Source organism: Aphanizomenon sp. CS-733/32 (genome assembly GCF_028330045.1).
Classification (GTDB): domain Bacteria; phylum Cyanobacteriota; class Cyanobacteriia; order Cyanobacteriales; family Nostocaceae; genus Dolichospermum; species Dolichospermum gracile.
Window position 1 is genome coordinate 24,489 of record NZ_JAQMSE010000144.1, and the last position, 21,128, is coordinate 45,616.

Annotated in this window: 19 protein-coding genes and 4 pseudogenes; 19 read left to right on the top strand and 4 right to left on the bottom strand. The window is 38.3% G+C overall.

Features of this window, described 5'->3' with window-relative positions:
- Window positions 1-80 precede the first annotated feature (80 nt).
- The 11 genes and pseudogenes from PN471_RS11220 (at window position 81) to PN471_RS11270 (ending at window position 9,692) form a co-directional block, all read left to right on the top strand.
- Window positions 81-212 (top strand): hypothetical protein, encoded by a 132-nt coding sequence (locus tag PN471_RS11220; RefSeq protein WP_271776918.1) that lies wholly within the window; start codon window positions 81-83, stop codon window positions 210-212.
- 1,209 nt (window positions 213-1,421) lie between these two features.
- Window positions 1,422-2,861, top strand: coding sequence for a nitrogenase cofactor biosynthesis protein NifB (nifB, locus tag PN471_RS11225; RefSeq protein ID WP_193896032.1), 1,440 nt, complete (start codon window positions 1,422-1,424; stop codon window positions 2,859-2,861).
- Between the two features lie 103 nt (window positions 2,862-2,964).
- Complete coding sequence (locus PN471_RS11230) at window positions 2,965-3,309, top strand: DUF362 domain-containing protein (RefSeq protein ID WP_193896030.1); 345 nt, start codon at window positions 2,965-2,967, stop codon at window positions 3,307-3,309.
- A gap of 190 nt (window positions 3,310-3,499) precedes the next feature.
- Entirely contained in the window at window positions 3,500-4,705 is a 1,206-nt protein-coding gene (gene nifS / locus PN471_RS11235; RefSeq protein ID WP_271776919.1) for a cysteine desulfurase NifS, read from the top strand.
- 94 nt (window positions 4,706-4,799) lie between these two features.
- Window positions 4,800-5,699 (top strand): Fe-S cluster assembly protein NifU, encoded by a 900-nt coding sequence (nifU, locus tag PN471_RS11240; RefSeq protein WP_193896026.1) that lies wholly within the window; start codon window positions 4,800-4,802, stop codon window positions 5,697-5,699.
- A 268-nt stretch (window positions 5,700-5,967) separates the two neighbouring features.
- Window positions 5,968-6,114: pseudogene (locus PN471_RS11245) on the top strand (AAA family ATPase); the annotation flags it as partial.
- A gap of 916 nt (window positions 6,115-7,030) precedes the next feature.
- The gene (locus PN471_RS11250; protein WP_193896024.1) at window positions 7,031-8,011 is read left to right on the top strand and encodes a hypothetical protein; all 981 of its coding nucleotides are present in this window, start codon (window positions 7,031-7,033) and stop codon (window positions 8,009-8,011) included.
- Between the two features lie 21 nt (window positions 8,012-8,032).
- A complete protein-coding gene (locus PN471_RS11255) occupies window positions 8,033-8,296 on the top strand; it encodes a hypothetical protein (protein WP_193896022.1) in 264 nt (87 codons plus the stop codon).
- Between the two features lie 8 nt (window positions 8,297-8,304).
- Window positions 8,305-8,529, top strand: coding sequence for a hypothetical protein (locus tag PN471_RS11260; protein ID WP_271776920.1), 225 nt, complete (start codon window positions 8,305-8,307; stop codon window positions 8,527-8,529).
- 101 nt (window positions 8,530-8,630) lie between these two features.
- Entirely contained in the window at window positions 8,631-9,461 is an 831-nt protein-coding gene (locus tag PN471_RS11265; RefSeq protein WP_271776921.1) for a NifU family protein, read from the top strand.
- A gap of 78 nt (window positions 9,462-9,539) precedes the next feature.
- Window positions 9,540-9,692 (top strand): hypothetical protein, encoded by a 153-nt coding sequence (locus PN471_RS11270; RefSeq protein WP_193896016.1) that lies wholly within the window; start codon window positions 9,540-9,542, stop codon window positions 9,690-9,692.
- On the opposite strand, the gene xisF is transcribed toward PN471_RS11270, so the two are convergent.
- Window positions 9,676-11,037, bottom strand: a complete 1,362-nt coding sequence (gene xisF, locus PN471_RS11275; protein WP_271776922.1) for a fdxN element excision recombinase XisF — start codon at window positions 11,035-11,037, stop codon at window positions 9,676-9,678. The genes PN471_RS11270 and xisF overlap by 17 nt on opposite strands.
- 33 nt (window positions 11,038-11,070) lie before the next feature.
- On the opposite strand from xisF, the pseudogene nifH reads away from it, so the two are divergent.
- From nifH to PN471_RS11290, 3 genes and pseudogenes are all read left to right on the top strand, one after another.
- A pseudogene (gene nifH / locus PN471_RS11280) lies at window positions 11,071-11,805 on the top strand (nitrogenase reductase); the annotation flags it as partial.
- Between the two features lie 173 nt (window positions 11,806-11,978).
- Window positions 11,979-12,893 (top strand): annotated as a pseudogene (locus PN471_RS11285) (nitrogenase component 1); the annotation flags it as partial.
- Between the two features lie 108 nt (window positions 12,894-13,001).
- Complete coding sequence (locus tag PN471_RS11290; RefSeq protein ID WP_271776923.1) at window positions 13,002-14,408, top strand: site-specific integrase; 1,407 nt, start codon at window positions 13,002-13,004, stop codon at window positions 14,406-14,408.
- 307 nt (window positions 14,409-14,715) lie between these two features.
- On the opposite strand, the gene PN471_RS11295 is transcribed toward PN471_RS11290, so the two are convergent.
- Entirely contained in the window at window positions 14,716-14,931 is a 216-nt protein-coding gene (locus tag PN471_RS11295) for a hypothetical protein (protein ID WP_271776924.1), read from the bottom strand.
- A gap of 254 nt (window positions 14,932-15,185) precedes the next feature.
- On the opposite strand from PN471_RS11295, the pseudogene PN471_RS11300 reads away from it, so the two are divergent.
- Window positions 15,186-15,686 (top strand): annotated as a pseudogene (locus PN471_RS11300) (nitrogenase component 1); the annotation flags it as partial.
- A gap of 644 nt (window positions 15,687-16,330) precedes the next feature.
- On the top strand, window positions 16,331-16,939 hold the full coding sequence (locus PN471_RS11305) for a Uma2 family endonuclease (protein ID WP_271776925.1): 609 nt from the start codon (window positions 16,331-16,333) through the stop codon (window positions 16,937-16,939).
- Between the two features lie 16 nt (window positions 16,940-16,955).
- On the opposite strand, the gene PN471_RS11310 is transcribed toward PN471_RS11305, so the two are convergent.
- Window positions 16,956-17,345 carry a hypothetical protein gene (locus PN471_RS11310; protein ID WP_271776926.1) on the bottom strand — a complete coding sequence of 130 codons (390 nt, stop codon included), beginning with the start codon at window positions 17,343-17,345 and terminating at the stop codon, window positions 16,956-16,958.
- 138 nt (window positions 17,346-17,483) lie between these two features.
- On the opposite strand from PN471_RS11310, the gene PN471_RS11315 reads away from it, so the two are divergent.
- Window positions 17,484-18,218: a Uma2 family endonuclease gene (locus PN471_RS11315; RefSeq protein WP_271776927.1), complete on the top strand. Its 735-nt coding sequence runs from the start codon at window positions 17,484-17,486 to the stop codon at window positions 18,216-18,218.
- On the opposite strand, the gene PN471_RS11320 is transcribed toward PN471_RS11315, so the two are convergent.
- Window positions 18,215-19,153, bottom strand: a complete 939-nt coding sequence (locus PN471_RS11320) for an NB-ARC domain-containing protein (RefSeq protein ID WP_271776928.1) — start codon at window positions 19,151-19,153, stop codon at window positions 18,215-18,217. The genes PN471_RS11315 and PN471_RS11320 overlap by 4 nt on opposite strands.
- Before the next feature lie 407 nt (window positions 19,154-19,560).
- Here PN471_RS11320 and PN471_RS11325 point away from each other — a divergent pair, with 407 nt between their 5' ends.
- Window positions 19,561-20,580: a substrate-binding domain-containing protein gene (locus PN471_RS11325; protein ID WP_271776929.1), complete on the top strand. Its 1,020-nt coding sequence runs from the start codon at window positions 19,561-19,563 to the stop codon at window positions 20,578-20,580.
- A gap of 57 nt (window positions 20,581-20,637) precedes the next feature.
- Entirely contained in the window at window positions 20,638-21,009 is a 372-nt protein-coding gene (locus tag PN471_RS11330; RefSeq protein ID WP_271776930.1) for a hypothetical protein, read from the top strand.
- Window positions 21,010-21,128: the final 119 nt, after the last annotated feature.

Genomic DNA, 21,128 nt, shown 5'->3' on the forward strand with positions numbered 1-21,128 from the left:
TAGCCCCAGACTTGATGTTTTCTGCAACGCAATGTTTAACTTTTTCTTCATTCATTTACCCTCTATTAAATAGAACTAATATGTTACTTCGTAATGTTGTCAAGTTAGATTTTGTGGAGTTGCTGATTAAGGGTATGAATTTTAGTCTCACGCAAAGGCGCAAAGGTAAGAGTTTTCAAGGTTCAATTTGGGAATTTCATGCTTCAATTTAGCAACGCCGACTTTGTGAATTACCTAACAGACACTTTTGTAAATATAACAGAAAGTAACAAAATGTCAAAAATCAATAATTAATCAATAACTAAAAATGTGCAAATTTACCCAAAATATAGAATCCAGGCGACTGGAAGTCACGGCTACACAGGCAAAACCCACCTGCGTACGTTTTAAATTTCCCTAGTCCGCGTAGGCGGACTTTGTTTGTATAGCCGTGTATCCCTGACGGGAGCCGGAGGCATCTTTCTAATCGCCAGCTTATTTCTGCAAAATTGGGATGCTCCCGACAACAATAGACATCTCCAGAAATTAAATATGCGTATCCTAGAACCCTTGTAGAGGCGTTCCATGGAACGTCTCTACATTCTTTTTTGGAGATGTCTAATAGCTTTGATCACATTTTTCGTAACTTGCTTTGTTTACTATATTTATAGTCTAGTGATGGGGGAAAGTTCATGGCTAACATAATTATCAATATCATCAAAGAATAATGATCAAAAAATTAAATCTTTTGCAAAATATCTGCATTAATATAGATGGTGTAATTAGGCTGTATTTATTGTATGGCAAGCAACACAGCTATAAGAATATCATGAATAATCAAAAACTTAAAAAAATATAAATGGCATTTTTACGCCAAAAAAAATGATAGGTTGTATACAGAATTGAATTTCGCACGTATCTGGAGTAATCGGGCCGATTTGACTCCAGTTTTTTCACCTCAAATCTCTGAAGAACAAGAGTTTCCAGGAGAAGTTGTAGGAAAGTTGAGTACAGTCGAATATCAGGAAAATTCGCTAAAAATATAGCTAAAACCCTTGCAGGTATTGAGTTTGAGATGAGTACAAAGAAATCCTGAACCCCTAACTATAAATACTCGTACCCCTAACTATAAATACTCGCACCCCAACCCGAAAAAATGTTTTTTAACTTTTGTATCGTTGCAATGCAAGGATTTAAGGATTTGAGTACAAACATAATAAATTCAATAAGTTCTATCCTGGTGTAAACCAAAGGGGGCAAAAAAAGGGCTGCTATAAATCATTTATCGCCAATCACTTAACGCTCCTTAACAAAACCAAGTTAACAGTCAAAAGTGAGTGGAGGGATGAGATTAGCACCATATCTAAAATAATTTAGATATTGTCAGTAGTAAAAGCATCTCCCACAGTGGCTCTCAAGTCCACCTCCAACAGCGAAATTCAATGACACTACCTGCTACAGATATTCTCACCTCCGACCATCAGGATTCCCTTATCATCCCCGCTAAATCTGGTAATTGTGGTTGCGACAGCAGCACAACTCCAGAAATGGACGAAAAACTCATAGAGCGTATTTCTAAACACCCCTGTTATAGTGAAGAAGCTCATCATCACTATGCACGGATGCACGTTGCCGTTGCTCCAGCCTGCAATATTCAATGTAACTATTGTAACCGCAAGTATGACTGCGCTAACGAAAGTCGTCCGGGAGTAGTGAGTGAATTACTCACACCGGAAGAAGCTGCCCATAAAGTGTTAGTAATTGCCGGAAAAATTCCCCAAATGACTGTGTTGGGAATTGCTGGACCTGGTGATCCTTTAGCTAATCCAGAAAAAACTTTTCGGACTTTTGAATTAATTGCAGACAAAGCACCAGATATTAAATTGTGCTTATCCACAAACGGTTTGATGCTGACAGAACATATTGATCGCATCAAACAATTAAATATAGATCACGTTACTATTACCCTTAATACCATTGACCCCGAAATAGGCGCACAAATCTATTCTTGGGTTCACTATAAACGCAAACGTTACAGAGGGGTAGAAGGAGCAAAAATTCTCCTAGAAAAACAGTTGGAAGGATTGCAAGCTCTCAAAGAAGCTGATATCTTATGCAAAGTTAATTCCGTGATGATTCCCGGAATTAATGATCAACATTTGGTAGAAGTTAATCAGGCTATTCGGGAGAGAGGCGCATTCTTGCATAATATTATGCCGCTGATTTCTGCGCCAGAACATGGGACTCATTTTGGTTTAACTGGTCAACGTGGACCAACAGGAAAAGAACTGAAAGAAGTCCAAGACAATTGCTCTGGTAACATGAAAATGATGCGCCACTGTCGCCAGTGTCGAGCCGATGCGGTAGGATTATTAGGAGAAGACCGTAGCCAAGAATTTACTAAAGATAAGTTCATGGAAATGGCTCCAGAATATAACTTTGAAACCCGTCAAGAAGTTCACGAAGGGATTGAGAAATTTAGAGAAGAAATTAAGGCTGCCAAAGATAAAGCATCAACTGGCAAAAAATCTGCTAATAGTCCTAAAATATTAGTTGCAGTAGCCACAAAAGGTGGTGGATTAGTTAACCAACACTTCGGACACGCGAAGGAATTTCAAGTCTATGAAGTTGATGGAAATGAAGTCCGTTTTGTTAGTCACCGCAAGATTGATCAATATTGTCAAGGTGGTTACAGCGAAGAAGCTACCGCAGATAATATAATGAAGGCGATCGCAGATTGTAAAGCAGTCTTGGTATCAAAAATAGGCAATTGTCCCAAGGAAAAATTAGAAGCAGCAGGAATAAAAACTGTTGAAGCCTATGATGTAATTGAAAAGGTTGCTTTAGAATTTTACGAGCAATATGTTCAGGCTAATGGGTAATTGGTAATAGGTCATGGGTCATAGGTAATATTGTTCCAATCACCAATCACCAACCACCTATTACCTATTACCTCTTCACCAATTCCCACAAAGGTAAATAATCATGGCTTACGAAATTACTAGCCAGTGTATTTCCTGCAAGTTGTGTTTATCTGTTTGTCCTACCGGTGCAATTCAAGAAGTTGACGGTAATTATTGGATTGACTCTAAACTTTGCACAAATTGCGCTGGTAGTATTCACACTGTACCTCAATGTAAAGCCAGTTGTCCTACTGTTGATGGTTGCGTTAAACAACCTAGTGATTATTGGGAAAGTTGGTTTGCTAATTACCACCGTGTTTTAGCAAAGTTAACCAATAAACAAGACTACTGGGAAAATTGGTATAAGTCCTATTCTCAGAAGTTTTCCGAACAGTTGCAAAAGCAGCAAGGAGAAGCAATTATATAGGTGACAGGGGACAGGGGACAGGTGACAGTTAACAGGGAATAGGGAATAGGGAATAGGGAATAGGGAATAGGGAATAGGGAATAGGGAATATTTATCTTTATCTTTATTCCAACTCCTGATAGCGTGGCGTTAGCCATAATCCTGACTCCTGACTCCTTCTTTATCACTTTATACTTTTATAGAGAAAATCATGCAAAATAATTGTATCTATCTTGATAATAATGCCACCACTAAAATAGATCCTCAAGTTGTTGAGGCAATGATGCCTTATTTGACGGACTATTATGCTAATCCTTCTAGTATGCACACTTTTGGTGGACAACTTGGTAAGGCTGTAAAAAAAGCTAGAGAACAAGTTGCTGCTTTGCTGGGAGCAGAAGAATCAGAAATTGTTTTTACCAGTTGCGGAACTGAGGGTGATAATGCGGCTATTCATGCGGCGTTATTAGCTCAACCCGAAAAACGTCACATCATCACTTCCCAAGTAGAACATCCGGCAGTTTTAAATGTCTGCAAACAATTAGAATCTAAAGGTTATCAAGTTACTTATTTGTCAGTAAATGCTAAGGGACAAATAGATTTGAGTGAGTTAGAAGCTTCTCTAACTGGTAACACTGCTTTGGTGACAGTAATGTATGCCAATAATGAAACCGGCACTATCTTTCCAATTGAAGAAATTGGTGCTATGGTTAAGGAATACGGCGCTCTCTTCCACGTTGATGCAGTGCAAGCGGTAGGTAAAGTACCCTTGAATATGAAGACCAGCACCATAGATATGTTAACTATATCTGGTCACAAAATTCATGCTCCTAAAGGTATTGGTGCTTTGTATGTAAGACGTGGGGTTCGTTTCCGTCCTCTATTAGTTGGTGGACACCAAGAACGAGGACGGAGAGGAGGTACAGAGAACGTTCCCGGAATTATTGCTTTAGGAAAAGCTGCGGAATTAGAACTGTTACATTTAGAGGAAGTAACTCAGAGATTAACAAAGTTGCGCGATCGCTTGGAACAGTCTCTTTTATCCAAAATTCCTGATTGTGAAGTAAATGGTGATGCTAGAAATAGATTACCAAATACTACAAATATCGGTTTTAAATATATTGAAGGTGAAGCCATTTTGCTTTCTTTAAATAAGTACGGTATTTGCGCTTCCTCTGGTTCTGCTTGTACTTCTGGTTCTCTAGAACCTTCTCATGTTTTACGAGCTATGGGTTTGCCCTATACTACTTTACATGGTTCGATTCGCTTCAGTCTTTCTCGCTACACAACTGAGGCGGAAATTGATCAAGTAATCGCCGTAATGCCGGAAATTGTTGACCGTCTTCGGGCTTTATCTCCCTTCAAGAATGATCATGCTGATTGGTTAAAACAACAGTCAATGGTCAGTAGTCATTAGTAGTTAGTCATTAGTCAGTGGTCAGTTTTCATTTACTACTAACTAATGACAAATCACCAATCCAAAATCTAAAATCCAAAATCTAAAATTAACTATGTGGGACTACACTGATAAAGTATTAGAGTTATTTTACGATCCTAAAAACCAAGGGGCAATTGAAGAAACTGGCGAAGCTGGTGTGAAGGTGGCAACTGGTGAAGTAGGAAGTATTGCTTGTGGTGATGCTTTAAGATTACATTTGAAAGTTGAAGAAGCAACAGATAAAATTCTCGATGCTCGGTTTCAAACTTTTGGTTGTACAAGTGCGATCGCATCTTCGAGCGCTTTAACTGAAATGGTCAAAGGTTTGACTTTAGATGAAGCTTTAGGAGTGACAAATAAGGAAATCGCTGATTATTTAGGTGGTTTACCTGAAGCGAAAATGCACTGTTCTGTTATGGGTCAAGAGGCTTTAGAAGCTGCCATTTATAATTATCGTGGCATTCCTCTAGAGGCACATGACGATGAAGAAGGTGTCCTCATCTGTAGCTGTTTCGGAATCACTGATGCTAAGATCAAGAAAGCAGTTGCACAAAACAATCTCTTCAGTGCAGAGCAAGTAACAAATTATGTAAAAGCTGGTGGCGGATGCGGTTCTTGTTTAACGAAGATTGATGATATAATAAGGGAAGTAAAGCAGGAAGCCGCCAACAAAAATCTCTACAGCTACAAGGCGAAAGCTAAAACAGAAATTCCTAGTTCAGAGCCACAAAGACCATTAACTACAGTTCAAAAAATTGCTCTGATTCAAAAAGTATTAGATGAAGAAGTCCGACCTGTTTTAATCGCCGACGGGGGAGATGTGGAACTTTATGATGTCGAAGGCGATAAAATTAAAGTCATTCTTAAAGGTGCTTGCGGTTCATGTTCTAGCAGCACAGCCACTTTAAAGATTGCGATTGAAGCGAGATTACGCGATCGCATCAGCAAAGAAATTATTGTCGAAGCAGTGTAGGGGCGGGGTCTCCCCGCCCCGGGGTCTCCCCGCCCCGGGGTCTCCCCGCCCCGGGGTCTCCCCGCCCCGGGGTTTCAACGCCCCGGGGTTTCAACGCCCATTAACCAATTATTCTTACAACCCAATTACTATGAACACCACTAGATTTTCCGTAGAGCGATCGCCTCCATAAATAGCGACGTTCTACACACGCTCACCGCCGTAGAACTTTGGCCGTGAGAACCAACAGACAAAACCACCAATCAACTAATTCTAGGAAACACGAACAATGACTGAAGAAAAAATTAGACAGATAGCTTTCTACGGCAAGGGCGGTATCGGTAAATCTACCACTTCTCAAAATACTTTGGCCGCTATGGCTGAAATGGGTCAACGCATCATGATCGTCGGTTGCGATCCTAAAGCTGACTCTACCTGTTTTAATAATATGGACATTATTTAGACCCAGAGGGTTCACCTGTACCTTGCTTCTTTGCAGATAGCGTCTAAAGATGACTAAGTAACCCGAAAATTTTTTACCCAAAACCTTTTCCCTGTTCTCTTGTCATAACAATAATTTTTAATGTTCACCTACTTAGAGGATGTTTTAAAAGTTTTTAATGTATAAATAAACCCCTCTCCAAACCTCTCCCCGAGGCGGGGAGAGGCTTTAAAACCCCCATTCCCTGGCAGGGAAGGGGGGCTGGGGGGTTAGGTTTTTGGAAATTACTAGTAAGCTGTTGTGCATTTAGTTTGTATAATTCTAGCGGGCAAGATGCCCGCACTACAAAGTTCAAGTAAATTATGGTTATCAAATTTAGCTGCGTAACAGCTTACAACACGGCGTAAATAAACCAACCATTCTAAATCGTTAAAAAGCCTATACTGTCTTCGTTTTGACTTTTGACTTTTGACTTTTGACTTCCGCCTTGCGGTACTAGTTTCATCTAATACTTTTCAAACAACCTCTTAGAATACAAATATTATGAATATTGATTCCCGGTATCTTGTTGCGACTTCCGCACCCACAACTATTCCCTATTCTCAACTTATCGGGTTAGTATAACAAGTACCGAAGAACCCTTATTTTTAACTGAGACTAATATTTTAATATTGGTAAATATACTCTAGATTTTCATCAAACAAATATTTTATAGTGGGGGATATTGATGCTATTGCTTTGAGCTTAGAAATTGATCATAAAAGTGCAGAATACTACTGCTTGTCTTTTGAAAATTAGTGATGAAACTATAATAAATCCAGGAATCTATATAAATTTGAAAACTGCGTAAATTAGCTTAGTTAATAATCCCATTGTATGGGTATTGATGACCCCATTCCCCAAACCAATTATGATATCTAGTATGACAGATTCAGCGGTAAAAGCTGCTATTGCGTCCATATCTTTGGAGTCAGTAACAACAGAAGAAAAAATCCAAATGCTGATAGAAATTGGCACAGGGTTTCAAAAAAAACCGAAAACAGCCCAAGATTTACACAATGCAATCGGGCTATTTGAGCGTGCATATCAGATGTGTGGGGAGGAGTATCTTTTACTGAAAGCACGGGCTAAAGTGGGCATTGCAGGGACATTACAGATGATTCCTGATGGTGATTCCCAACTTTTGCAACAAGCACGGGCAGATTATGAGGAAGCTTTGCCCATTTTACAACAATTTGCCCCAGCGGCAGAGGTAGCCGCAGTGCAGATGAATTTGGGATTGGTTTTACAATCTCTTGTTCCCGAAAATTTAGGGCGGATAACTGAGAGTATTCATGCTTATCATGAGGCTTTGCGGGTGTTTACTTGGGAAGATTACCCCCAGGAATATGCGATTTTGTATAATAACATAGCGATCGCCTATCTTTCCATGCCCATGTCATCGGCACAAGAATCTTTGCGTCAAGGTTTAGCAGTCCAGTCCTTTGAAATCGCCCTCAAACATATTAACATAATTGACCATCCTAAAGAATATGCAATGTTGCAAAATAATTTAGGAAATGCCTTACAATATTTAGTGAGTTCCCATCCTGTGGAAAATAATTTACGCGCTGTTTTAGCTTATGATGAAGCTTTAAAAGTGCGTAATCTTCAAGATACACCCTTAGAATATGCTAATACAATTTCTAACAAAGCTAACCTTCTCTTCAACTTACCCGACAACCTCGAAAAACCAGAATTAGGAAATCCTCAAAATCTCTTAAAAGCAGAAGAATACTATCAAGAAGCTTGGCGAATATTTACAGAACATAAGCAATTACAACAAGCCGAAATAGTAGCTAAAGCCCTACAAGATTTAACCGCGGAAATTCAAGCATTTGCCTTAAATTAGACCCAAAATAGGAGAATAATCATGTTTGATTTAGTTAATGATCCGGGAGTGGTCAAATTTTTGCATAGTTTAAATACAGAATTAGATTTTACCACAGAATTTACTTGGTTAATCATCGCCGCAATTTTATCAATGATTGGTGGTGCAATTGGCGGAATTATCCTTGCGGGTAAAGATATAGGATATCAATTTGCAGCCACAATTGGTAGTTTATTTGCACCAGCAGGAGTAATTCCTGCGGTAATTTTAGGGTTATTTATCCTAAACTTATTAGCTAATCATTAGGAGCATATATGTTAGAATTAAGTTGGTTTTCCGTTAAATTATTTCTCAAGGGTAAACTATTCCGTGACCCCATATATTTTCTGCGTCAAACCATAATTGCTAGTAGTATTGGCACGGCTATATTAGTATTATTAGCACAAGCATCAATTCCCCTCTGTATTCCCATTAGTGTAGCTAGTTTAACGACAGGTGCAATTATGCCCTTTCTCTTGCAAGATTTTAAAATGAAATGAGGTTTTAACAATCTCTCTAAGTAAATCCGTAGGGGCGCGGGGCCTGCGCCCTAAACTAATTTCAAAATAACCAATTAACCCCAGGTAAATCCATAAAAATAATGAATAATCTTGAAGAATTGATTACAGATATCAATCGTTTTGAAGCGATTATTGCTAACTGGGATGAAAGTCAACGTTGTGTAGCTGTGGGGTTACAAAGAGCAATTGAATCTCTACATAAAGCAGCACTAACTAACTTAATTAAAAGTCTTAAACAAGATAATATATCAGCTTTGCGTCAAGCCGTAGATGATGAAATTGTCTATGCAGTTTTCTTATATCACAATTTAGTTAAACCGCCATTATCAGAACGTATCCAAACAGCATTAGCAGAAGTTCGTCCCAGTTTACAAAGTCATCAAGGAGATGTAGAATTAGTAGCAATTAAACTACCGGATACAGTTGAAGTTAAATTAATTGGTAGTTGTAGTAATTGCACTACTTCTACTCTCACTTTAACTCAAGGAGTAGAACAAGCAATTAAAAAACATTGTCCAGAAATTACAAAGGTAGTTGCTGTTAATCATAATTCCCCTACTTCTACTAATGATAATGCTAATTCTTTAGATTTTTATTGGGTAAAAGTGGCCACATTAGATGAAATAATTGAAAATCGGATTTTAGCAGTTAGAGTTAATAATCATGACGTGATTCTGTATAAACAAGATGATCATATTAGCTGTTATCAGAATCGTTGTTCCCATTTGGGATTTCCTTTAGATAAAGGTAGGGTAGAAAAAGGAGTTATTACTTGTTCGGCCCATGAATTTAAATATGATTTAAATACAGGTGAATGTTTAACAGTCCTAGATATTTCACTTCAAAGCTATGAAGTTAAAGTTAAACATGATAACGTTTATATAAAAATCAGGTTTTTCCTATTAGTTTAGGAACAAATCTGTTCATTATCAACAGACAAAAATATCAAAAAATAGCTAAAGTAGCTATAGGACTTCACCTATTATGATATGCAGGAAACAGCGACTCAAGTATTGATTCGTGTCTCTAAAAAATGGTATAGGATTCGGTATTTAGATCCTTATACCAGAAAGAGATTAATGTTATTATCAGAGGAAGAATTTGAAGTAGAACTTCAAGGACTGCTTAAACCCGTAGCTTGACTTCTTTGATTTCACCATTGGCAACTTTTACGTAATCAATTAATTCTTTATATATTAAAGATTTATCAGCCCAGGGTGTTTCATCCCAAAAATTAATATTGCTACAACAAAACGAAAGAATATCAAATAGTTCCCTGTTGATTTTGTTAACTACGGTTTCTTTTTGTTTGATTTTATTGATCTCTAAAATTGTTTGGTCAATGGCATCTTGAATTATGGGGTTTTTAGGTAAAAGTCTCAGTGCTTTTAGTTGCTCCTTCCTAGCAGTCAATTCCGGGCTATCTTCTGCCTCAATATTTGAATTTGTAATTGCATATTCCTGAATTTCCCTGTGGCGATCTACTAAGGTTTGATCTACCGCCAAAATAATATTTGGTAGATAGGTACTAATTTTATTGCCACAGAAATCATTTCCCATATTTTCATGTTTTTTGCAGCGGACTCTATATGTCGAGTTTCGTTTCTTACAAAAGCATTTGTAACCGCACTCAGCGCAAATAATCTGCCCCGCTAGTGGGAAAATCTCTGTTTCCTTTTTGTCCCTACCGTAGCTGTATTTAGATTTATTCTCCTCAAGTTTTCCAACTATGCGTTTGAATATATTTTCACTAATTAAGGGTTGGTGAGTATCTTCATGAATATCCCAGTTTTCAGGTTGGTTTAAATTGCCTTTGATATTATAGGCGGTACAGCCCCTGAGTACGGGGTTTAAAAGCCAGTAACGCAGTCCGGCCGCAGTCCACTTGAGATGATAAGTTTGCAGTAAATATTGGGCCGTACTCCTCAATGTAGCCCCATCACCAAGGAAATATTCAATCATCTTGTGAGCGATCGCCCATTTAGTAATTCCATTCATCTCAGATAAATCAGGAGCATACTTTTCAGCCACACGACAATAGCCAAAAGGTGGACGGGGAGAAGCCTTTTTCTGCTCCCGAAAAAAGTTCATGCCATTTTTGATGCGATTCGCAAGTAGCCTAGATTCAAATTCCGCCAATCCAGCCATCTGATTCACAGAAAACCACCCAAAGGGGGAAGATGGGTCAACGGGGGCATCCAAAACCGTGAGTTTGACCTTATACTCCTCAAAGATAGCGATCGCTTTGTGAATCCCCACCACGCTGCGTCCTAGTCGGTCAATTCTCGTGCAGATGACTTCGGTGATCTTGCCCTGTTTGCACTGAGCAATCATTTTATTAAATTCTTTCCTCTGATCGCTGCGCCCGGACTCAACATCCGAGAAGATGACAATAGCACCTGCCCTTTCTACTCGTGCTGTTTGTTGTTCCAAAGCATTACCTTCATCCTGTTCACGGGTGGAAACCCTCACATAACCTGCTTTCATGATTATTCTTCATACTGCCCACATTATTAATATAACTCTACCCGTTTGATGCTTCACTCTAAGGCTCAAACCACCGTTCTTCACTTGGCTGCTGAAAGAGGATCTGTTGAAGACCTAGAACTTCATGAAGTAATGCTCAAAGGTTTCCGCGACGTTAAATGCGTGGAATCCGGTGGTCCAGAACCCGGTGTAGGTTGCGCCGGTCGTGGTATTATCACCGCTATTAACTTCCTAGAAGAAAACGGTGCTTACACAGACTTAGATTTCGTATCTTACGACGTATTGGGTGACGTTGTATGCGGTGGTTTTGCTATGCCTATCCGTGAAGGTAAAGCACAAGAAATCTACATCGTTACATCAGGTGAAATGATGGCGATGTACGCTGCAAACAACATTGCTCGTGGTGTACTTAAATATGCTCACTCCGGTGGAGTTCGTTTAGGTGGTTTGATCTGTAACAGCCGTAACACAGACCGAGAAATCGAATTGATCGAAACCTTGGCTGCACGTTTGAACACTCAAATGATTCACTACGTTCCCCGCGACAACATAGTTCAACACGCTGAATTACGTCGGATGACAGTGAACGAGTATGCACCCGAAAGCAAACAAGCTAACGAATACCGCGCACTGGCTAAGAAAATCATCAACAACACCAACCTCACCATCCCTACACCTATCGAAATGGAAGAGTTGGAAGAATTGTTGATTGAGTTCGGTATTCTTGAAAGCGAAGAAAATGCTGCAAAATTGATTGCTAAAGCATAATTCAGTATAATTCGCTGCCAAGAAAGAATTTTCTCGCACCAGGAAAAAGGCAGAGAGCAGCACATCAAAAGCTCTCACCTTTGACCAACATTTCCCCTATCGCTACAGGGGACTTCATGTCCCCAAACACCTCATCCCTAATTCCGTTCCTTTAGGAGCAAGAGAGACTAAAAATGACTCCTCCAGATGACAAGAAGATTGTTGAACAAAGAAAAGAACTAGTTAAAGAAGTTCTCAAAGCTTACCCCGAAAAAGCTGCTAAGAAGCGTGAAAAGCATTTAAACGTATTTGAAGAAGGTAAGGCTGATTGTGGTGTTAAATCTAACATCAAATCCTTACCCGGTGTAATGACCGCTCGTGGTTGTGCTTACGCAGGTTCTAAAGGTGTGGTTTGGGGTCCTATCAAGGACATGATCCACATCAGTCACGGTCCTGTTGGTTGCGGTTACTGGTCTTGGTCTGGTCGTCGTAACTACTACTTAGGTACAACAGGTGTTGATACCTTCGGTACTATGCACTTCACCTCCGACTTCCAAGAACGCGATATCGTGTTTGGTGGTGACAAGAAACTGACTAAATTAATTGAAGAATTAGATGTATTATTCCCCTTAAATCGTGGGGTTTCTATTCAATCTGAATGTCCTATCGGTTTGATTGGGGATGACATCGAAGCAGTAGCTAGAAAGACATCCAAAACCATCGGTAAGCCAGTTATTCCTGTCCGTTGCGAAGGTTTCCGTGGTGTGTCTCAGTCCTTAGGACACCACATCGCTAACGACATGATTCGTGACTGGGTATTCCCCAAAGCAGATCAAGGCAAGAAAGACGGTACATTGAAATTTGAAGGCACTCCTTATGACGTAGCCATTATTGGTGACTACAACATCGGTGGTGACGCTTGGGCCAGCCGTATCCTTTTAGAAGAAATCGGTTTGCGCGTTGTGGCTCAATGGTCTGGTGACGGTACAATCAACGAAATGTTGATGACACCAAATGTGAAGATGAACCTCATCCACTGTTACCGCTCGATGAACTACATCAGCCGTCACATGGAAGAAGCCTATGGTATTCCCTGTCCAAACTATGATTTAATTTGGCTATCAACCCCAATTTAGTCCAGCTATAACTTTGCTTAAATTAAACAATGTTTTTAACTGACAGAATTGGGGCAAATTTTAAGCCAAATTTAAGACACGATGGAAATCTCTGATCAGGGCATTTTTGAGGACTACACCCCACCTGCATCTACTGATGGCTCTTATAGAGGAAACATTAAGCAGATGTCAGCAACACGCCAACACCTTGAGAAAAAGTTTGAACAAGAATTGGTAAAAGTTAAGTCCCGGCTCAAGGCAGGGAAGGTAAAAGTTGGTTTGGTGGTGAGTAACGGAACTATTCAACTCCAGGCATCTTTACCAATCAAGCCCGGTGACAGAGATACCAAGGGGACTGGATACAAGCAGTACAAAATTTCCCTGAGTATCCCCGCTAATTTGGATGGTTTACGGACTGCCGAAGAGGAAGCGCAGGAATTAGGAAAGGCGATCGCCAGAAAAACCTTTGAGTGGACTGATAAATATTTAGGTAAGTTGTCAAAATCTGAAAATCTCAAAACTGTTGGTGAAACTCTCAAGGATTTTGAAACACAATATTTTAGAACTCACAAGTTGACAGAAAAAAGCAAACACACATTTTCTTACTATCTGGACTACCTGAAACGCTACGTTGGACTAGATACCGCACTTGACCAAGCATCCATAGATTTAGTAATTACAAATTTACAGAATGAACACGCTAAACAAAATGCTGTTAAAACCCTGAAGGTTTTCAGGAATACTTTAAATTTAACTACGTTCAGTCTAGAAAACATCAAAATTAAAAAACCACAACCTCAAGCTAGGGATATTCCCAGTGATGAGGATGTGGTTAAGTTTTTTCAGAATTTTTTAAACTACTCCCAATCTCGAAAACCATCTATTAAGAAAAGTTGTTTGGATAGCTGGAAGATGTGGCAGTGGGTGTATGGAATGCTTGCTACATACGGGTTACGTCCTAGAGAATTATTTGTAAACCCTAATATTGATTGGTGGTTGAGTTCCGAAAATAAAGATAATACTTGGAAGGTTCACCCAGACACTAAGACAGGATATAGAGAAGCTTTACCCCTACATCCTGACTGGGTGGAATTATTTGATTTAAAGAATCCTGAGTTTTTGCGACTACTGAAAAATCAAACTGATGATAGAAGCAGTTTTTCAGATATTAATACTATTCGAGTTAATTGTTCATCGTGGTTTAGGCGGGTAACTATTCCATTTACTCCCTATGATTTACGCCATGCTTGGGCGATTAGGGCGCATATTATGGGAGTTCCTATTAAAGCGGCTGCTGATAATTTGGGGCATTCAGTGGAGATTCACACTGAGATTTATCAGAAGTGGTTTAGTCTTGATAATCGCAAAAAGGTGATCAAGATGGCTGTTAATAAGCAAGATGATATTGAGGCTTTGAGAGAGGAAAACGCGCGGTTGAGGGCTGAGATTGAGTTCTATAAGTTGACGTTGGCACGTCGTCAAGTGTCTGAGTTGTTGAGTCCCCATTAACTCAAAAAATCACAAGTGAATACGGAGTGGATGATCCCATCTTTCATCAACCTCGTGATTTGCCCAAGGATATAACGCTGTATCGTGGCGCAATTTGGAAACTTTTATTTCTGGTAGGAGGCATTGCAATAATGTTACAGCAAATTGTCATCAAACCCGGAACAAGAACCCCACCCCCAACCCCCTCCCCGCAAGCGATGAGGGGGCTAAGATGTACCTTATATGATTGGAAATCGCTGTAGGATGTCGAACATGGGCTGTCTGTGGGTTTTGAGTTGTTGTTTTTGATTCTCAATAGTACAGATGCTTAATGAGAATGAAAAAAGCGATCGCACTCCGGGAACAGTGACCAACGTAAAATAGTAACTACCACATTTCCAGTTCCGCCATCTTTATTATCTGTTTGCCGTGACTCGGAAATTATCTCATTTAGCTTGACCACCACTACATCTTCCTGTTTGGACAAGACCTTGATATTTTCTTCAAATCTGGCTACCATCAGACAATGTTTTACTACATTCAATTTTTGAAAATTATCTATGCTGTCAAATTTTACTCGGAAACATAAAAGATGTTACGGATGAATATGTTTTTTAACTGTTGTAACAATTCTTTGGCTTCTGTAAGCAAATTAAGCCGCGACGTGGATTGATGCAATGCTGATGAAATCATGGTTTTTGATAAAAAATAATCAAGTTTTAAGCTAAAAGTAAGCCACAAAAATATCTGCAAATCAAAACTATCGCTGTGAAAGGGTTATAGCAACTGCCGATTTATCTTCCCTGGTTAGAATATAATTTCTTTGGTCCTACCAAGATTGCTGCATCTTTACGTGAAATCGCCTCTAAGTTTGATGCCAAAATTCAAGCAAATGCTGAGAAAGTAATTGCTAAGTACCAACCTACTATGGATGCGATCGTTAAGCAATATCGCCCCCGTTTGGAAGGTAAGACAGTTGCAATGATGGTTGGTGGTTTACGTCCCCGTCACGTTGTTCCCGCTTTCCAAGATTTGGGAATGAAGATGATTGGTACTGGTTATGAGTTCGCTCACAGTGACGACTATAAACGGACTACTCACTACATCGAAAACGGAACTATCGTTTATGACGACGTTACCGCTTACGAATTTGAAGAATTCATCAAAGCATTGAAGCCAGACTTAGTTGCTTCCGGTGTGAAAGAGAAGTATGTCTTCCAAAAGATGGGTCTTCCTTTCCGTCAAATGCACTCTTGGGATTACTCCGAACTTGATTATGTTGCTGGAAAGGTGCGTTAGTTTAAGGTTTTTTGGGAGGTTTTTTAGTTGGGCAATTTTGATATTTCAGTTTTTAGCCTAAATTGATTTTATTATGTTCTATTATAACATTGTTTATGGATAACTGCAAGTGGTGAAAGGGTGACTTTTCCAGGTTTTATTAAGTTATTAATTTTTGATGTTTGGTGGTTTGGTAAAATTGAATAACTTTTTTTGCTTTGATTTTCTAGACTAAATGGCTCTCCTAGACTAGTTAGAGAAAATTAATACTTGATATCAGGTTAAGTCCTTACATAGTAAGGGATTCAATAATCAGAAATCATATTCTTATTAAATTTTTGATTCTTTTTTAGCAAAACCTAGTTATATCAGGTGTTTTAGGTGTTTTTTAGTATTAATATCCATAACAACAGAGAACACAGAGAAATGAGGGTTTGAGAGATATTTTGCGTAAGTCCTGATTTTAACAAACGAGCGTTGAAAGCACAAAGGATAAAATTTTTAGTCGGTAGGTTGGGTTAAGCAACAGCGCAACCCAACATAATTTGAAAAAATCAAAAAAATAATCAATTACATCCTGTAAATCCTAAAATCCTGGATATCCTGATTCTGACAAATGGTTTAAAATATTAATAACTGACATTTATAACAAGGAGCATAAATTTATGTCAATCATGACCCTGAAAGATGTAGAACAAGTTCAAACTGCTTTTAGTGAAGCTGGTTTAGATTACGATGTTGAATTAACAAACGGGAGAATTTCTATTGTGGGTCCATCAGATATTGTATCTAGTGAAATTAGCAGTCGTTTAATTGCTTTTCTCTTCGCTTGGGTAAATCCTCGTCGCTTAGGAAGAGTATTTGATTCTGCTGGTGGTTTTATTTTACCTGATAGCAACCTCACCGCACCGGATGTTTCTTTTGTTCGGGCTGTACGTCTGCGTCAAAGTCCCCGCTATTTTGGCGAACTTGTACCAGATTTAGTAGTAGAAATTAAATCTCAAAGTGATAGAATTAAAACATTAAAAAATAAGATTCTCAACTTGATCAAATTAGGTGCAATTATTGGAATTTTAATTGATCCTGATGAAGAAACAGTAACAGTTTATCGTTCTCAAGGTGAACCAATAGTTTTTCATAATGGCGATATTTTAACTTTACCAGAACTTTTTCCGGGTTGGGAATTAGCTGTTTCTGAATTATGGCCTCCTATTTTTACTGAAGAAGAAATAGAAGGCTTAACGGACGACAAGGGAATTGAAAAAAAGAATTAAAAAATCCAAATATTCACTAAAATTTCACACCGATTTGACCATTAACTCCTCGCACAGAATTGTAACCAGCACCCACAAAAACATGATCGCTAGTGACTACTTGTACACCACCAGAAACAGCCACTCCTTCATCTTCCGAATACCAACCAATTCCGACATAAGGTGAAATAAATGGTAAACTCAAGAATTTTAAAAAATCTGCTCCCATAGCACCTTGAGGACCCGTTCCTACTTCAACACCAAAACCTAAAACCTTAACACCCGCACCATAAGTAACTTCACTATCTTTACTTCCCACCGTCACCCAAGGTTGTGGTAAAAGTTGAGCCGCAACCTGATGAGGAGTAAATATATTTAAGCAAGTTAGGGATGAAATGAGTATTTTGATCATCAATGCTTTTTTCATTTGTTTTCCTCCTCTACTACCAGTGATATCGTAACATTTTCATAAACATAATTAGAAATGTTTTTGGTGTTGTGTAGGTATAACTTAACATTTTCAGAGTCATGTTATAATCAACAAATAACTACTTGATATCATATCATGATGATTACTCAAGCGCCAGAATCCCCATCTAACACCTTAGAAGATATATCAGAAGAGATAATTTTCCCACCCAGTGACTTATATAGTGATGAACCTCCCGTGGAAACAGAACTGCATCTCGAACAAATAATGCTCTTAATAAAATCTCTCAAATGGTTGTGGAAAGAGAGAAATGATTTTTATGCTGTCGGAAATCTCAGTATTTACTATAGTCCCCATCAAAAGAAATCAAAAGATGTTAGAGGTCCAGATTTTTTCGTGGTGTTAGCAACAGAAAGAAAAACTAGAAAAAGTTGGGTGGTGTGGGAAGAAAATGGTAAATATCCTAACCTGATTGTGGAAATTATTTCACCAACTACAGCGAAAACTGACAGAGAAACTAAAAAAGAACTTTATCAAGATATTTTCCGCACACCTGAGTATTTTTGGTTTGATCCCTATACTTTAGAATTTGCAGGTTTTTATTTAATACATGGTAAATATCAAGTTGTAGAACCGAATGAAAAGGGACATTTATGGAGTCAAGAACTGGGTTTATATTTAGGAATTGTTCAGGGTTTATTAAGGTATTTTACACCAGATGGAGTTTTAGTTCCCACACCGGAAGAAAGTGCAGAATTTGAAGCACAAAGAGCAGCAATTGAAGCTCAAAGAGCAACAATGTTTGATGAAAAAGCTCAACGGTTAGCAGCAAAGTTGCGAGAATTAAATATTGATCCAGATACAATTTAATTTAGATCCCATTTAGATCCCCGACTTCTCAAAGAAGTCGGGGATCTAGGGAGCGATAATTCACGAATTTCCTCACTACTATTAATAATTAGACAACTTCGATGTTTGGTTGTTGATAATAATTTAAATAGATTCCCGTATGCTTCATATCCTGGTTGATATTTACCTGATACTTGATGCTTTGAAAAAATATAGTTAACATCGTCAATGATAATCAGATAAGAGTGTTTTTCTATGGCTTTTTTAAATTGTGAAAGTTGATGAGGTGAATTATCTGGAATAAGCTGATCATGAGGGTAAATTGTCTCTGTGATTAGTTGTGTTAAACTGGGTAGAGATTTTAAACTTTTATAAATAACGAACTCAAAATTTTCTTTGATATGATCAACTAATTTTAAAGCTAAAGCAGTTTTTCCAATACCTTTAATACCCAGTAAGGTTATTAAATTACATTTTCCTTGGAGGATTTTTTGTTGTAGTAATGATAATTCTACTTTGCGTCCATAAAAATCACCGATTTCAGGTGCATCTTTTAAATCTAGATGAGAGGTTATCTGTTCTTGTTTATGGATAATTTCATGATTTTCTGGTGATGGTGCAGATTCTTTAAATAGATTACCACTATTGATTGTGAAAATATTAGTTGAAGAGAAACTACATCTACCTTTTGAAGAGAAAGTACATCTACCTAAAGTTGACTTGACGTTAAATTTATTAACTTTTTTCCCAACTGCTTGAGATAAGGATTTCCACAGTTTACTGGCGCTATCCTTGATATATTTTTCGCTGTGGTGCTGTTCTTTGGCGATATCTGCGTAAGTTCTACCCTGTAGTGTCCCTTCCAGGATAGCTCTTTGTAAATCATTGAGATGCTGTCCTTGATGCTCAAAGACTTGGTTATCTGCAATTTCAATTATCTGTTCAATATTTAACACTACTCCCCCCCTTCAAGTCAAGACTTTTTGATATTCTATCATGCTTTTAATACATCTTCTGGGGAGACTACACAGACAAAACCCATCTGCGCTGGTTGGAAACTTGTTAGCCTGGCGACTGGAAGTCACGGCTACACAGACAAAACCCGCCTTCGCGGGTTTGGTGTAAGAGATAAATTTTTGACTAATAGCGTTTGTAAAGATTTTTATGGGTGACAGAATATTACTTTTAGAGACTTTTTCACGTTTTTACATACTTTTGAGGTCTTGACATCCTCTTTTGGGCGTATTAAAGTCAGTATGTTTGAAAACTATTGTAATTTATTGTGTGTTGGGTAGTGAATTTCATATTTATCTACATTTACTCCCAATAACAATTTGTACGTTATTTAAACGGGGGAATTGACATGAATAAGATCATATCATCTGCGATCGCTGTTTCTGCCATTACCGTATCTAGTATTTTGTTGGGTACATTAGATGTCAATATACTACCGTCCCAAGCAAAACCGTTACCTAAATTTCAAGAACCGTTTAATGTTGTTCATAAAAACAATTGTGATGTCTCCAATATTCCCCAAGGGATTTTTAATTATGGTGGTAGTACAAGCTGGGCTCCTATTCGCCTAAAAGTAGATTCTGTACTGCAAAGAGTTTGTCCTCAGTTTGTTTTACGCTACATACAACCACCTTCTAGTGACCCAGGTTCCGTAACTGGGATTAAAATGCTGATAGACGATCAAATGGCTTTTATTCAATCTTCTCGTTCTTTCAGACGAGAGGAAAACATCCAAGCTAAACAAAAAGGTTTTAGTTTAAAAGCAATTTCCGTAGCAATTGATGCCATTGCGGTCGGAGTCAATGATAACTTAAATATTCCTGGATTAACCATTACCCAACTCAAAGATATTTATACTGGTAGGATTAGCAACTGGAAAGAATTAGGTGGTCCAGATTTACCTATTGTCCCCTTATCTCGTGATCAAGAGGCTAGTGGTACGGCAGATTTTTTTATTGAATATGTTCTTAACAAAGATAAATTTGGTAACAACGTTCGTTACATTGGTACAACTACGGAAGCCATCAGAGAAATAGCCAGTAATCCTGGCGGAATTTACTACGCTTCCGCTTCAGAGATTGTCAGTCAATGTACTATTAAATCCCTGCCAATTGGACAGATAAAGACCTCATTGGTACCACCATATAAATTACCCGTAATACCAAAACCCAAATGTCCCCAGAGGCGTAACAAACTTAACTATGACGATTTCCGAAATGGAAATTATCCCATCACCCGCAATTTGTTTGTGATTATAAAACAAAACGGTCAATCAGAAGAACAAGCTGGAAAAGCTTATGCAGGTTGGTTATTAACAGATCAGGGTCAAGAACTGATTGAAAACGCTGGATTTATCAAAATCAAATAATCAAATAGGCATCTCTGAAAATTAAGATTTGTACGTTATTTAAACAGAGGAATTGACATGAATAAGATCATATCATCTGCGATCGCTGTTTCTACCATTACTGTATCTACTGTCTTTGGTTTAACTTTAGTTAATGTCAACTCTTCTAAAGCTAACCCACAGTCTAACCGTATTTCGCAAAGAAATAGCACTGAAAAACGGGTTAATAAAGGAAAAACTCAATTCTTGCAAGGTCGTGGGGAACTTAAGCACGTCTGTAAGAGTAAAGTGGAAGGAGGAACTTGTGAATATTCAGAGACTGTAACGTATACCAATGAATATAGTCTGAATGGTACCGTAGATTTGAAGTTTCTTCAAACGGAATCCGGTTTTAAAATTGGGCGTCAGTTTTCTAAAACGGTAAGAGTAAACCAAAAAATCCGGTTTTAAAATTGGGCGTCAGTTTTCTAAAACGGTAAGAGTAAACCAAAAACTTGCTCCTAATCAAGCTCTAAAGATTTATGTGGGTCCCCAAGGAGTAAAAACCGAATTTACATATCAAGAAAAGG